The following is a 14,006-nucleotide window of genomic DNA, read 5'->3' as shown; positions in this document are numbered from 1 at the left end:
CGTAGTGTTGATTGCGCACTATGTTGATTGCGAATGAGTGCGCCGATGTACTCGCGGAGCAAGGCCGCGGGAACTGTTCAGTATTGATCGTAAATAATAATGACATTTCAGGGGATACCACTATGTCAAACACCACCCGTCAGGCTGGCTCGCAAGGCACGCTTGATGCTTTTTTCAAAATTACGCAGCGCGGCAGTAACGTACGTCAGGAAGTGCTGGCTGGCCTGACGACGTTTCTGGCTATGGTCTACTCGGTGATTGTGGTGCCGAGCATGCTGGGCAAGGCGGGGTTCCCCCCTGCGGCGGTGTTCGTTGCCACCTGTCTGGTTGCCGGGCTGGGATCGTTGCTGATGGGGTTGTGGGCCAACTTGCCGATGGCGATTGGCTGTGCGATTTCATTGACGGCGTTTACCGCGTTCAGTCTGGTGCTGGGTCAACAAATCAGTATTCCCGTGGCGCTGGGCGCGATCTTCCTGATGGGGGTGTTGTTTACCATCATTTCCGTTACGGGCATCCGCTCCTGGATCTTGCGCAACCTGCCGATGGGCGTGGCGCACGGCACCGGGATTGGTATTGGTTTATTCCTGCTGATTATTGCGGCCAACGGTGTCGGCCTGGTGGTAAAAAACCCGATTGATGGCCTGCCAGTGGCGCTGGGTAATTTCACCTCTTTCCCCGTTATTATGTCTCTGCTGGGGCTGGCAGCGACCATTGGTTTAGAGAAACGTCGCGTACCGGGCGGGATTTTGCTGGTTATCGTTGTGATCTCTATTCTGGGGCTGATTTTTGACCCGAATGTCAAATATAGCGGTTTCTTTGCCTTACCAAGCCTGAAGGCGGCTGACGGTTCATCGCTGATTTTTAGTCTCGACATCATGGGTGCGTTGCAGCCACTGGTTCTGCCGAGCGTGCTGGCGCTGGTGATGACTGCCGTGTTTGATGCAACGGGCACCATCCGTGCGGTTGCCGGGCAGGCGAATCTGCTGGATAAAGACGGGCAAATCATTAATGGGGGGAAAGCGTTGACCGCAGACTCCGTGAGCAGCATTTTCTCCAGTCTGGTTGGCACATCCCCGGCGGCGGTTTATATCGAATCCGCAGCGGGTACGGCTGCCGGTGGTAAGACAGGATTAACGGCAACCGTCGTGGGCGTGCTGTTCCTGCTGCTGCTGTTTGTCTCTCCGCTGGCGTATCTGGTGCCTGGCTATGCGACGGCACCTGCGCTGATGTACGTTGGTCTGCTGATGCTGGGCAACGTCTCTAAACTGAATTTTGACGATTTCGTTGATGCCATGTCCGGTCTGGTCTGTGCCGTATTTATCGTACTGACCTGTAACATCGTAACCGGCATCATGCTGGGCTTCGGCGCGCTGGTATTAGGGCGTATTTGCGCTGGCGAATGGCGTAAGCTGAACATCGGCACCGTCATTATCGCTGTGGCGTTAGTGGTGTTTTACGCGGGCGGCTGGGCGCTGTAATCTCTTCTTCTGTAGATCTTCAGGCTCCGTCCTGAAGGTCTGCTTCTTTTTCCCCTTCTTGTAATATTCCCCCGAAATACGTGTCTGTATGCCTTGTTATTGGCTTTGGGTTTACGTTTTCTGTGTGATAATCAATCGTGTCATTAATCTTGGGTTTTCGGCTAAAAACCCATTTTCATACCAGACTAAATGCGTTAAATATGGAAGGGTTGGTCAAGCGCTCGCAGGCAGAACTTTTTGATTTAGGAGTACGTCTAAGGAAAGCATGGAAATATTTTTTACGATTCTTATTTTGACTCTGGTGGTGTCCCTCTCTGGGGTGATTACCCGCATTTTACCCTTTCAAATCCCTCTGCCTTTAATGCAAATCGCGCTTGGTGCCATCCTTGCCTGGCCGCAGTTCGGCTTGCACGTTGACTTCAACCCTGAGCTATTTATGGTGCTTTTCATTCCGCCGCTGCTGTTTGCCGACGGTTGGAAAACGCCTACGCGTGAGTTCCTGAAACACGGGCGGGAAATTATTGGTCTGGCGCTGGTTCTGGTATTGATTACGGTGGTGGGCATCGGCTATTTCATCTACTGGATGGTGCCGGGAATGCCGCTAATTGCCGCTTTCGCGCTGGCGGCTGTGCTGTCACCAACCGATGCTGTCGCGCTGTCCGGCATCGTGGGTGAAGATCGTATTCCGAAAAAGCTGATGGGCATTTTGCAGGGCGAAGCGTTGATGAATGACGCATCCGGTCTGGTGTCGCTGAAATTTGCGGTCGCCATTGCGATGGGCACCATGGTGTTTACCGTTTCGGGTGCGACGTTGGAATTCATGCAGGTGGCGCTGGGCGGGCTATTGGCGGGCGTCGGCGTGACCTGGGTATTCGGTAAATCGCTGCGTGTTATCAGCCGCTGGAGCGGTGATGATGCGGCTACCCAGATCGTACTGCTGCTGCTGCTACCGTTTGCGTCGTATCTGATTGCGGAACACATTGGCGTGTCCGGCATTTTGGCGGCGGTAGCGGCGGGGATGACCATCGGCCAGTCGGGCGTGATTCGTAGCGCTCCTCTGGCGATGCGGCTTCGTGCGAACGGTGTGTGGTCGATGCTGGAGTTCGTGTTTAATGGCATGGTGTTCATCATGCTGGGTCTGCAATTGCCGGGGATTCTGGAAACCTCAGTGACGCAGGCGGAACTGGATCCAACGGTTGAAACCTGGATGCTATTTACCGATATCGCGATCATCTATGGTGCTTTGCTGTTGCTGCGTTTCAGTTGGCTGTGGGTGATGAAAAGATACAGCATGCACATTCAGAAAAAGCGTCCGATGATCTTCGCCGAATTTTCTACGCGTGAGCTATGGATTGCCTCCTTTGCAGGCGTGCGTGGGGCGATTACCTTAGCGGGTGTACTGTCTATTCCGCTGCTTCTGACCGATGGCACGGCGTTTCCGTCCCGCTATCAACTGGTGTTTATCGCCACGGGCGTCATTTTGTTTTCTCTGCTTTGTGGCGTCTTGGCATTGCCGTTTCTGTTGCGCGGCGTGGTGGTGGCCGATAAAGCGGCGCATGCCAAAGAGATCCGCATGGCGCGTATGGCCGTGGCGGAAGTGGCGATCAAAAGTATGCACAAAATGGAGGAACGTCTGGCGGCCGATCGGGAGGAAAATATTGATGAGCAGGTGCTGAAAGAGGTCAGCGCGCGCGTCATCGGGAATCTGCGCCGACGGCTCATTGATAAAGACGATCCTGAAAACGGTTTGTTGATTGAGAATCTGGAGCGACGCTTTCGCCTGACGGCGCTGAATTCCGAACGGGCGGAACTGTATCACCTGCGTGCGACGCAGCAGATCAGTAATGAGACATTGCAAAAAATGCTGCGTGACCTCGATCTGTTAGAAGCTCTTCTGATCGAACATGAGTAAGACTCGGTGATGCGATCTCCGCTACCACATTGATTTTTTTCTCTTCTCTTGCCTTTCTCTACATCCTCATGGCGTAAGCGATGGGGATGTTTTTTTATGCGCCGAATTTAAGAACGCCGTCAGGATATTGTAAACTGCTTGTCACTAAATGATAATGATTGTTATTATCTGTGGGACAATTCTCATAAATAAAAATGTAGAAGTAGAAAAGTCATAAACGAAACGTTGAGAAGTAAAAAATCATAAGTAAAAAATGGCCCGCACAATATCAGAACGGTGTGGGGGAACGGCTGTTTGACGGAACAGATAAGAAATAAACGGATATTAGCCCTGAATTAATTAGGTAAATAAGCCCACGTTTATAGGGTAATGCTGTTCACTGAGTGTGAATTTAGGGGAAACACGGTGATGAGGTTCCCGCAGGGCGACCTCGCACCGTGGTCGCCCCCGGTATCTCGATCTTGAAACGATCGGCATTAACGTTTATAGGGGAAAATTATGCGTGTATTAGTGGTTGATGATGATTCTGTGCTGTGTCATTGGCTGGGGTCTAAATTACATTCCCACGGCCATTCTTGTCGGATGGTGCACGATGGCGTACACGCATTAAAAGCGATCAAGGATGAAGTTTATGATGTCGTTCTCTTAGATAGAATGTTACCTATCATGGATGGATTTACGGTATTACGTGAATTACAAGGCTCACGTCATCCACCTATCATGCTGCTCTCGGCGCTGGATCGTGATGTCGATCGAGTGATGGGGCTGGAGTTAGGGGCAGAGGATTATCTCGGCAAGCCGTTTAATTTTAATGAACTTAGATTGCGTCTGGATATTATGGCACGGCGTGGTAAACGCCATGCTGATAACCCTTCCGTGCTGACCTTCGAAGATTTACAACTTGATCGTATGCAGCGCGTTGCATGGCGCGGCGGCAAGCGTATCGATCTCACCGATAAAGAAATCAAGTTACTGATTATTTTGATGGAAAATCCAGGTCAGGCGATTACGCGTACCATGCTGTTAGAACGAGTATGGGGCTACAATTTTGATCCGCAGACCAACCTGATCGATGTTCATATGTCTAAACTGCGGGCGAAAATTGATAAAGGCTTCCCGCGTCCATTAATTAAAACGTTGAGGGCGATGGGCTACGCATTAGGCGCGGTAGATAAGGACAAAACCGATGTCGGTAGCCACGCGGAATAAGGTAAAACGAAAGAAGCTGGGGCAGCGCTGGCAGGTAAAAATAAAACACTGGCAATTATTCGGGGCGAGCCACTATCCCGATTTTTTATGTACCTGTAATTTTCGTCAGGCAATAACCATTGTTTTTCTGTTCTTATTGATGATGCTGATGTGTATTGTCGGCTTTAGCTCATTAAGTGAAACGCTGATTAGAACACATGTTCGCGAAGTGGTTTTGGGGAATATTTACGATTACTCGATGCAGTCGCGCTTAGCCAATGCCGAGAGTCTGATTACGCAATTACGGCAGGATAATCGAGCGAAAGGTGATGAATTACCGCTGTTTTTAGTGATGGATAAATATGGTCAGATTCTCTACCAGAATGATTCGCTAAAATCACATCTTGACCGTCCCTCTCCATTAAAAATTCACTGTCAGATGGACGTTAACTGTCTAAAGGCCGCCATTTCCAGCTCAGATGATCATAATCTGATCGGTTTATCCGTCATGTTGGATGACGGAGGCGTGTTATTTACCGCTTATAACATTCGGCCGATGCTGGAACGCGTGAGAACGATCCCGTTGGTGGCGGGAGCCGGGCTATTTATCGTGCTGCTGTTTTGCCTGTTTGTCAGTCGTCATTTCAGTTTACGCAGCTTGCGTAGCGTGGAGAAAATTCGTACGGCACTGCATCGTTACAGCAGTGGTGAGCAGCAGGTGCGTATGCCGCTGTCGCCTTATGACGATGATTTTGACAGCCTGAGCGCTGATATTAATCAGAATCTGGAACGGATTGAACGCCTGATGGAACAGGTGCGTAATACTTCCAGTCATGTCGCGCACGAACTGCGTACGCCATTGACGCATTTGCAAAACCGTCTGTTCAACCTGACAGAACGTGCAGGGTTGGATAACGATATTCGTGACGAATTAAATCTGGCGGTAGACGAGGTGCATAAAATCCTCGGGCTATTTCGTACCGTTATGCGTATCGGCGAAATCGAAAGCGGGCGGTGTGTGCATCAGTTTGAGAATATTGAGGCACGGCAACTGCTGGAAGAAATTGTCGAATATTATCAGCCGCTGGCGGAAACACGCGGTTGTAGCCTAAAGATTGAAATTGAAGCCGGAATCCAGCTCTTTGGCGACCGGGCGTTGCTGTTTCAGGCGCTGGCGAATCTGGTGGAAAATGCGTTGAAATACGCGGCACAAGGAAAATACATCACTTTGAGCGTGACGCTTTATCGTGGCTGGATCGCACTGAGCGTTGCCGATCGTGGACCGGGCATTCCGCCTGCGCTGCATGCCAAAGCGCTACAGCGCTTTCAGCGGCTCGATACCTGGTTTCAATCTGGCTATGGGCTGGGGCTATCTTTGGTTCAGGCGATTACCGACCTACATGGCGGTAAACTCTATCTGGATTCCTCGGAACCGGGATTGAATGTCTACCTGTGCCTTAATCGCTGTTAATACTCTTTTTCACCATGAATACAGCCTGTGGCGAGCGGTTAATATACGGTTTGCCACCACAATCTACGCTTGATTACTCACGAATATCCCTGCAAAAAACATGAATATTTATTAAATTTTCATGCTGTTTTGGATATGTTACTTATTGATTTCTATTAATATTTTTTTGCGTTAAAAGATTAACGAATATTAATGTTCTGCTACTTGCGACGCTTGATAATAAGTCTCATTATTAATCTTATTATCATCATGGCGCCCCGAATTCCCGAGTAGGCCATGGTTTCTTTGGCTGCACCTTAGAGAGTCTTCCCATGAAAAATATGAAAGCAAAACTGCGTTCTTTCCTGCGTGACGAGAGCGGTGTAACGGCAATCGAATACGGTATTTTGGCCGCGGCAATGGCGGCGGCGATTGGCGCTATTTTCGGTGGCGACGGTATCTTTGTGAAAGCGTTGAATGAAAAATTCAGCCAAATCGCCGATCAAATTACCGGTGCAGGCACCAGCGGCTCGGCGAAATAAGTACTGAATGATGGATTATACGCAGTGGCTGCAAATAGCACTCTTGGTTGGGTGCTTGCTGTGGTGTATCAGTACCGATCTGTTAGTACGCAAAATTACCAATCAGGCGGTACTGATTTTATTGCTGGGCTGGCTGTTCTTCAGCGCGTTACATGTCCTGCAATCCGGTGCGTTAGATGTGTTGGCACTACGGAAAATGCTATGGGCGTTACCCGGTGCGGTGGCCGTACTGGTTGTGGGTTTTTTGCTTTTCCTTACCGGCAGATTAGGTGCAGGAGATGTCAAGCTGATGAGTGTGCTGTGCCTGTGGGTTGGACAAGGGCACCAGATCGTTTTCGTCATGGTGACGGCGCTGGCTGGCGGTGTTCTGGCGCTCAGTCTGCCGCTGCTTAATGTTGTACCCACAGCCGTTGCGATGGGCATTCAAACCACCAACCGGATCTTCAATAGTCGGTTGCCTATGCCACCTGCGTTGCCTGCTGATCTTTCTCAAGGCATACCTTACGGCGTCGCCATTGCGTTTGGTGCGATGTATGTCCTGATTTTTCCCTTGTTTTAATTCTGTCGCAGCTTTAAGACACACTCGCTAGGGTAGGCCAGTTGAAATGAAAGTGAACTCTACATACATACTGTCAGGCGCGCTCGTTCTGGCAGGCATTGTTGCACTAATGGTACGCAGCCATCTTACGTCTGCACCTCCACCCCCTCCGCAGCCCGTTGTGGTTGTAGCACCCAAAACGGCAGTTTTGGTGGCGGCGAAAGATCTACATCCTGGGGATTTCATTGATCCGGCTTCAGTTCGGTGGCAGGAAACGGAAGAACACGTTTCTCGTACCTTTAATTTCATCCGTGGCAACGACAGCGAATCTCTACTGATTGGTGCGACGGTACGTGAAGCGGTAGCGGAAGGTGTTCCGCTCAGCAGTAATATCGTGGTGAAACCTAATGAACCGGGTTTTGTCGCCGCGGTTCTGGGCAAGGGGATGCGCGCGATCACTGTGCCTACCAGTGCCGTTGCCAGCAATGCCGGCTTGGTGTCGGCTGGCGATCGTGTTGATGTCATCCTCAGCATGAGAAGAGACGATCAAGCTGAATTACCGCCGAACCGAACCCAACCTGTGATCATGCCGTTGGTAGCATCACAAACGATTGTGCGTGATTTACGAGTGTTGGCGTTGAACGATCAAACCAATGTGCCTCTCTACCCGCGTGAAGATGCAGACGGCAATCTATTAGATGCCAATACAAAGAGTCGCGTACCTGCCACAGCAAATCGCTCGCGTTCTGCGACCTATCAAACGGTTACGTTGGAAGTCACTCCTCATCAGGCTGAAGCATTGACTGTTGCCAAAGAGTTGGGGGTGCTGCACTTGGCCCTACGTGGTGCCACTGCGGATGACGCTATTGAGCCGCTGACAGGGCGACAACAAGTCACGACGGTGCCCGTGGCGACTGATATCTATGGGGCATTATCCTCAGGTTCTGGTCACAAGATAAAAGTCTATCGCGGTGAACAAAAAGACGTGCTGTCGTTCCCCTCCCGATAAAACAAACATGCAATCTGACAGCGTGCGGTGAACCGTGGCTGCTCATGGAAAAATGAAGCCTATTACGGAAATAAGTAAATGACGATGTTTTCGCTGTTTTTAAAATTGGACTCTCGGGGAACATGCAAACGGTTGCTGGCTGCTGGCTTGTTGACTGTGGCGCTGCCCGCCACGTTGACGAGCACACTATTACCCACTGGCGCTTTGGCGGCAGGGGTATCTGAAGTTGCTGAAACGAATGTGGTGCGCCTGGCGGTGCATCAGGGACGACTGTTACGGCTGGATGCATTGCCGGATAGCGTGCTGGTTGCCGATCCGAATATTGCGAGTTTTGAACTGCCTTCACCGGGAAACCTGTTCGTTTATGCCAAAAACGTCGGGACGACCACACTCTATGCAATGGATGAAAATGGCAATGTCATCAACGCCATTCGTCTGGTCGCGGAACATGACTTGAAAACGCTGAGTGATCGCCTGAAGCGCGAGTTCCCTAATGCAGATATTCAACTGGAAGCCTCGATCCCTAGCGGTGTGATTGTGCGCGGCAGCGTTGATACCCCTCAGGACGCCAAACGGGTGATTGACAGTGTGCAGGCATACATCAATGTGTCTGCAAACGGTGCGCCAGGTGGTGGTGGCGGTGGTGATTTGCCGGGCTCCAGTGAGTCTTCTAACAAAGTCGTTAACCAACTTAAGATCAAAACTTCTTCACAAATCAATATTCAGGTGCGCGTCGTCGAAGTTTCACGCTCACTGACGCATGAACTGGGATTCAACTGGGCGGCATCGCTCAGCACGGGCAGCGGCAATATGACGGCAGGCTCTGGGGATCGATTCGGTCTGTTCAACTCTGTCACTGGACGCTTTACCAACCCGACAGATACAGGGTTCCTCAACTTTGGACGCTCTAAATTGAGTGGATTGTTAACCGCGCTGAATCAGCAAGGGATGGCAACGGTATTGGCTGAACCTAACCTGACGGCGATGTCAGGGGAAACCGCCGCGTTTGCCGCTGGTGGGGAAGTGCCGGTACTGATCCCGGCGGGGGCGAACAGCCCACCTTCCGTGGAGTACAAAGCCTACGGTGTCATTCTACGTATCACCCCAACGCTGCTGTCGGCTAACCGTATCAGCCTGCATATTGCACCGGAAGTCAGTGAACTGACCGATATTGGTGCTGTTACGCTAGATGGCATTAACATTCCGGCCTTTAAAGTGCGCCGTGCGGATACCACGGTGGAACTCGCCAGTGGACAGAGCTTCGCGCTGGCAGGGATGCTACGCAGCAAAAACGACCAAACAATCAATGGTGTACCGGGGTTAAGCAGCATTCCTTTCTTTGGCCGGGCGTTTGAAAGTGAAGCGACTAACCACGAAGAAACGGAACTGGTGATTATCGCGACCGCTTATGTCGTCGAACCCGTTAACCCAAGCGATCTTCAAACGCCGGGGCAGGGAGCCAGAATGCTGGATTCATCCATGCCGCGATCCGCGTCTATCGGCTATCTCTATTAAGTTTGCGAGGGCAATCAAACATGAAAATAACCAATCGCCGCAAACGACACATCTCCATTGCGGTACTGACCACCACATTTCTGTTGTCAGGGTGTGGATGGAATAAACCGATTAACGATGTGCGCATACAGCGCTTTAATCAGCCTGCTTTGGAACCTATTACCGTCCAACCGTCATCGGTTTCTGTGCCCTTGCTGGTGGCACAGAATGGGAATGGTTTTCTGCCTGAATCGTTGAGACAGCTTAACATCATGCTGAAAGATCAGGGCCGCTTATCGAAGCAGACCTTGACGCTGATCCCACACAGTGCGAACGGCGAGAGAATGGCGGCTCGATTAGCGACGGTACTGAAAAACGCGGGTGCAATGCCACAGAATGTGAAGCAGATGCGCCGTTCTACCGCGAGTGGTCAGAATGGCGATCTGGAAGTGATCTCCGAAGCCGTGGTGGCGAAGACCACGCGCTGTGAGATCAACGATCCGAATCAGTTAATGGTGAAGCCATTCGAAGGCGTGGGCTATTTGGGCTGCGCGACGCAAAACAATCTGGCTGTGATGATCTCGGAACCGCGTGACATGATTCAGGCGAAAGCCCTAGACGATGCCGATGGCGTTGTCGCGGTGAATAGCATCGAACGTTATCACAAAGGTGAAGTGAGAGAGCTGATCGACATTAACTTTGATGAAGATTAAGGGCGTGACATTCCATGAGTGAAATTACCCCTAACGATGGTGAAGAACTGGCGTTACCGCTGGTGGCATTCGCCAATGATGTACGCGATGTAGCTGATATCAGCGATCTCTTCACGCGTCTGAAACAGCCAGATGTTCCGGTCATTTCTGGTGGTATTACCGCCGCACGCCAATGGTGTGAGCTGAATGTTCCACCACGTATTTTGCTGGTGGATCTGGAAGGGGCGCACTGGCCGCTTCCGGCGCTGGAAGAACTCCTGAGCGTGTGTGGCCCTACCAGCCAGATCATCGCCATAGGTAAAGAACAAGATGTGAGTTTGTACCGTGCTCTGCTTCAGCTTGGTGTGGTGGATTATCTGGTGAAACCCCTCACGCTGGATCTGCTGGCAACGACGCTGGCGAAATGTGAAGGCCAACAGGCTGGGCCGGAATACGCCCGAATGGGCAGAACGATTGCTGTTGTCAGCGCCAGCGGTGGCAGTGGCGGAAGTACGGTTGCCATGGGATTGAGCCGTTTGCTGTCTGGCGAACGTCATTTGCCTGTGGCGCTGGTGGATTTTGACCGTCGTAACGGCGATCAACTGCTGCTGCAAGGGCAGACGGATGACGCGGGGCTGGCGGCGGTATTGGAAACACAAGAGCTGGATGCCCGCCTGTTACAGCGTGCCATGCTGCGCGTGGATACCCGCTTGTACCTGTTAGCACAGAAGCCGGAACTGGGTGAAATTAGCCCGGTTGATGTGGATAACGTGTTGAATCTCGGGGCATCGCTGTGCCGTATGTTCAATCAGGTGATTTGGGATCTGCCCAGCAGCTACCCGACCGGGGCGTTGGATGTGCTGACGTATGCCGATCTGCGCATCATCGTGACCGATCTGACGCTTCAGGATGCGCGTAATGTACGCCGCGTGCTGAATGAGATCGGGGATGAAAGCGAAGGGCAACGCCTGCTGTTGGTGCATAACCAGAGCCGCTTTGCTGGTACTGCACCGTTGAGCCGCGATCAATTTGAACAATTTGTGGGTCGCAAGATTGATGTCGTGCTGCCGCATGCGGGTCATGCGTTGGCGCAGAGCCTGACGCAGGGCGCATTAAATCTGGCTGCGGTGCCTGCGTTCCAGCAGGGATTACGCCAACTGGTCGATCTGGCCTGTGGCGTGCGCGCTCGACCAGCAGAAAAACGCTGGTTCTCGCGTTGGTTAAAACGAGCCTGATGATGTTCAGCGTTCGCCGTTTTCTAAAAGGTTAACGGACTATTTGGGGTTACGGACATGTTGATTCGCAAGAATAACCTGCAAAAAAATGAAGCGGGAAAAAGCACGCCTCAGCCTGCGCCCGCTGCCAATGTGGCAGAACTGAAAGCGCGTCCGGCTACGGAAAACCGCACACAGCCTGCGGCGAATGCGCCTTCTGGTGCGGCCTCAACAGCCCGTCAAACGGAAAACCGCACCAGCCAGCGTCGGGTTATTCGCGCACAGCTCTACGATCAGATCGATGCGGGTAAAGCAGCGATGATGGGGCGTGACAAACTGTTGGTGCAGATCGAAACGGTGATCCGCCGTATCTGTGATGAGCAACGTTTGCAGCTTTCCCGGCAGGAAGAGGAGGCCATCGCCACCGAAATGCTGGATGAGATGACCGGTATTGGGCCGATCCAGCCGCTGCTGTCGGATGATACCGTCAACGATATTTTGGTTAACGGTGCGGGTCAGGTGTTTGTCGAGCGCTTTGGTAAGCTGGAACTGTCACCGATTACCTTCATTGATGAAGAGCATGTGTTTAATACCGCGCAGCGTATTGCGGCGGCGGTAGGGCGCCGTATTGATGAAGCCAGCCCAATGGTCGATGCCCGTCTTCCGGACGGCAGCCGCGTCAACGTCATTACCTATCCGCTGGCGATTGACGGCACGACGATCTCGATCCGTAAATTTATGCGTCGCAATCTGTCGCTGGAAATGTTGGCAGAACGCCGTTGTATGTCTTATGCGATGGCGGATGTGCTGAATAAAGCGATGCAGGCACGGGTGAATGTCATTGTTTCCGGTGGTACGGGGGCAGGGAAAACCACCTTGCTGAATGCGCTATCACAGAAGATCGGCAGTACCGATCGCATCATCACTATTGAAGACGCCGCCGAATTGCAATTGCAGCAGGAGCATGTGGTAAGGCTGGAAACCCGTCCGGTGAGCGCCGAAGGCACCGGGCGCGTCGATCAGCGCGACCTGATGCGTAATGCCCTGCGTATGCGCCCTGACCGTATCATTCTCGGTGAGGTGCGCGGTGGCGAAAGTTTTGACATGTTACAGGCGATGAACACTGGCCACGATGGTTCGCTCTGTACGGTGCATGCCAACACCTCGCGTGATGCGATACAGCGTCTGGAAAACATGGTAATGATGGCGAACATGCAACTGCCGCTGATGGCAATCCGCCGTCAGATCGCCAGCGCAGTTCACCTGATCGTGCAAATTGAACGTATGCGCGATGGTCAGCGCCGTGTGGTCTCCATTACTGAAGTGTGCGGCATGGAAAATGAAGTGATTCAGCTTCAGGATCTGTTCACCTTCAATATTCAGGGCATGGATGGGCAAGGCATGTTGACGGGAGACTATGTTCAGCACATTCAGCGTCCACAGTTCTATAGCGATAAAGCGCATCTGTTTGATGCGCAGTGACGGACTGAGGAGACGCGATGAGTGAGTTACGCCTGAATCTGATCACGTTGCTGGTGTTTGGCAGCGTGCTGATGCTGCTTTTGGCCATCAACGCCTGGAGAAAATCACGGCAGCAGCGCATACAGCGTGAACAACGCTGGCAGCAGGTTTTGAATGACGTTAGCCCGTCTGCCGATGTTGCGGTGTCTGACTCCATTCTGCGTGACGAGATCACGACGCCGCTGATGGGCGTTCCGGTGATTGGACGTTGGCTGGCGATCCTCTGGGCGCAGATGGCGTTCATTGGTTGGAAAAAGAACCTGTTTCAGCGCGCGCTGGTGCTGGGAGCCGTGAGCCTGATACTGGGTATGATCCTCGGGCAACGTACTTTGCTGCCATTGACGATGGGGCTGATGTTTACCTTTCTGTTGTTTATCAGCATTGGCATGTTGTTGTTTCGCTCGACGCTGCAAAAGCATCTGAAAGCATTGCGTGAAAGCCTGCCAGAAGCGATTGACGCCATTACCCGTAGCTGTCGGGCTGGGGTGCCGGTTGCCAATACGTTCTCGATTGTTGCTGAGCACCTGACGGGGCCGTTGGCGAACGAATTCAAGACTATCGATCACTGGCTGCGGTTGGGGATCCCACTGCGTCAGGTGATTCAGGCCTCGGCGACGCGAGTGCCGATGTCCGAATACCGCTTCTTTGTGGTGATCCTGATCATTAATCAGGAAGCGGGCGGGCGGCTGGGGGAAACGCTGGAACGCTTATCGGCGACGCTGCGTGAACGACGGGAACTGCAACTCAAAGTGCAATCCAAAACCTCCGAAGCACGCGCTTCTGCCAAGATCGTTGCCATGTTGTTCCCCGGTTGTTTGGCTTATCTGTACATGAAATCACCGGAAGATTTTAGCTTCTTGTTCTCCGATCCGGTGGGAACGGCGGTAATGATTTATGCCTTGTGCAGCGTCTCGTTGGGGATGTTGATTACGCACGTTATGGTTAAACGGATCAGGTAGAGGGAGAGC

Annotated in this window: 12 protein-coding genes; all 12 read left to right on the top strand. The window is 52.1% G+C overall.

Translation table 11 applies throughout. The annotated features are described in order from the left end of the window. Positions 1 to 122 precede the first annotated feature (122 nt). Entirely contained in the window at positions 123 to 1,478 is a 1,356-nt protein-coding gene (locus OI69_RS05840) for an NCS2 family permease (protein WP_039347314.1), read from the top strand. A 265-nt stretch (positions 1,479 to 1,743) separates the two neighbouring features. Next, complete coding sequence (locus OI69_RS05835) at positions 1,744 to 3,390, top strand: Na+/H+ antiporter (protein WP_039347241.1); 1,647 nt, start codon at positions 1,744 to 1,746, stop codon at positions 3,388 to 3,390. A gap of 498 nt (positions 3,391 to 3,888) precedes the next feature. After that, the gene (locus OI69_RS05830) at positions 3,889 to 4,599 is read left to right on the top strand and encodes a response regulator transcription factor (RefSeq protein WP_039347239.1); all 711 of its coding nucleotides are present in this window, start codon (positions 3,889 to 3,891) and stop codon (positions 4,597 to 4,599) included. Beyond that, the gene (locus tag OI69_RS05825; RefSeq protein ID WP_039347236.1) at positions 4,577 to 6,049 is read left to right on the top strand and encodes a sensor histidine kinase; all 1,473 of its coding nucleotides are present in this window, start codon (positions 4,577 to 4,579) and stop codon (positions 6,047 to 6,049) included. Before OI69_RS05830 ends, OI69_RS05825 begins: the two co-directional genes overlap by 23 nt. Before the next feature lie 311 nt (positions 6,050 to 6,360). Next, positions 6,361 to 6,570 carry a Flp family type IVb pilin gene (locus OI69_RS05820; protein WP_080752611.1) on the top strand — a complete coding sequence of 70 codons (210 nt, stop codon included), beginning with the start codon at positions 6,361 to 6,363 and terminating at the stop codon, positions 6,568 to 6,570. A gap of 7 nt (positions 6,571 to 6,577) precedes the next feature. Then, entirely contained in the window at positions 6,578 to 7,129 is a 552-nt protein-coding gene (locus tag OI69_RS05815) for an A24 family peptidase (RefSeq protein WP_039347233.1), read from the top strand. 46 nt (positions 7,130 to 7,175) lie between these two features. Continuing rightward, on the top strand, positions 7,176 to 8,117 hold the full coding sequence (cpaB, locus tag OI69_RS05810; RefSeq protein WP_039347230.1) for a Flp pilus assembly protein CpaB: 942 nt from the start codon (positions 7,176 to 7,178) through the stop codon (positions 8,115 to 8,117). Between the two features lie 78 nt (positions 8,118 to 8,195). Then, positions 8,196 to 9,632: a type II and III secretion system protein family protein gene (locus tag OI69_RS05805; RefSeq protein WP_039347227.1), complete on the top strand. Its 1,437-nt coding sequence runs from the start codon at positions 8,196 to 8,198 to the stop codon at positions 9,630 to 9,632. A gap of 20 nt (positions 9,633 to 9,652) precedes the next feature. Next, positions 9,653 to 10,324 carry a CpaD family pilus assembly protein gene (locus OI69_RS05800; RefSeq protein WP_052198316.1) on the top strand — a complete coding sequence of 224 codons (672 nt, stop codon included), beginning with the start codon at positions 9,653 to 9,655 and terminating at the stop codon, positions 10,322 to 10,324. A 14-nt stretch (positions 10,325 to 10,338) separates the two neighbouring features. Continuing rightward, the gene (locus tag OI69_RS05795; RefSeq protein WP_039347224.1) at positions 10,339 to 11,538 is read left to right on the top strand and encodes a histidine kinase; all 1,200 of its coding nucleotides are present in this window, start codon (positions 10,339 to 10,341) and stop codon (positions 11,536 to 11,538) included. 57 nt (positions 11,539 to 11,595) lie between these two features. Then, positions 11,596 to 12,999: a CpaF family protein gene (locus OI69_RS05790; RefSeq protein WP_039347221.1), complete on the top strand. Its 1,404-nt coding sequence runs from the start codon at positions 11,596 to 11,598 to the stop codon at positions 12,997 to 12,999. Between the two features lie 17 nt (positions 13,000 to 13,016). Next, entirely contained in the window at positions 13,017 to 13,997 is a 981-nt protein-coding gene (locus OI69_RS05785; protein WP_039347218.1) for a type II secretion system F family protein, read from the top strand. Positions 13,998 to 14,006: the final 9 nt, after the last annotated feature.

The organism is Pectobacterium fontis, from assembly GCF_000803215.1.
Classification (GTDB): domain Bacteria; phylum Pseudomonadota; class Gammaproteobacteria; order Enterobacterales; family Enterobacteriaceae; genus Pectobacterium; species Pectobacterium fontis.
This window is presented reverse-complemented; position numbering and strand designations above follow the sequence as displayed.

Excerpts from the sequence above, each read along its gene's own strand:
- OI69_RS05830 (WP_039347239.1), top strand. The coding sequence starts at position 3,889 with ATGCGTGTATTAGTGGTTGATGATGATTCTGTGCTGTGTCATTGGCTG.
- OI69_RS05790 (WP_039347221.1), top strand. The coding sequence starts at position 11,596 with ATGTTGATTCGCAAGAATAACCTGCAAAAAAATGAAGCGGGAAAAAGC.
- OI69_RS05820 (WP_080752611.1), top strand. The coding sequence starts at position 6,361 with ATGAAAAATATGAAAGCAAAACTGCGTTCTTTCCTGCGTGACGAGAGC.
- OI69_RS05840 (WP_039347314.1), top strand. The coding sequence starts at position 123 with ATGTCAAACACCACCCGTCAGGCTGGCTCGCAAGGCACGCTTGATGCT.
- OI69_RS05805 (WP_039347227.1), top strand. The coding sequence starts at position 8,196 with ATGACGATGTTTTCGCTGTTTTTAAAATTGGACTCTCGGGGAACATGC.
- OI69_RS05815 (WP_039347233.1), top strand. The coding sequence starts at position 6,578 with ATGATGGATTATACGCAGTGGCTGCAAATAGCACTCTTGGTTGGGTGC.
- OI69_RS05825 (WP_039347236.1), top strand. The coding sequence starts at position 4,577 with ATGTCGGTAGCCACGCGGAATAAGGTAAAACGAAAGAAGCTGGGGCAG.
- OI69_RS05835 (WP_039347241.1), top strand. The coding sequence starts at position 1,744 with ATGGAAATATTTTTTACGATTCTTATTTTGACTCTGGTGGTGTCCCTC.
- cpaB (WP_039347230.1), top strand. The coding sequence starts at position 7,176 with ATGAAAGTGAACTCTACATACATACTGTCAGGCGCGCTCGTTCTGGCA.
- OI69_RS05785 (WP_039347218.1), top strand. The coding sequence starts at position 13,017 with ATGAGTGAGTTACGCCTGAATCTGATCACGTTGCTGGTGTTTGGCAGC.
- OI69_RS05800 (WP_052198316.1), top strand. The coding sequence starts at position 9,653 with ATGAAAATAACCAATCGCCGCAAACGACACATCTCCATTGCGGTACTG.
- OI69_RS05795 (WP_039347224.1), top strand. The coding sequence starts at position 10,339 with ATGAGTGAAATTACCCCTAACGATGGTGAAGAACTGGCGTTACCGCTG.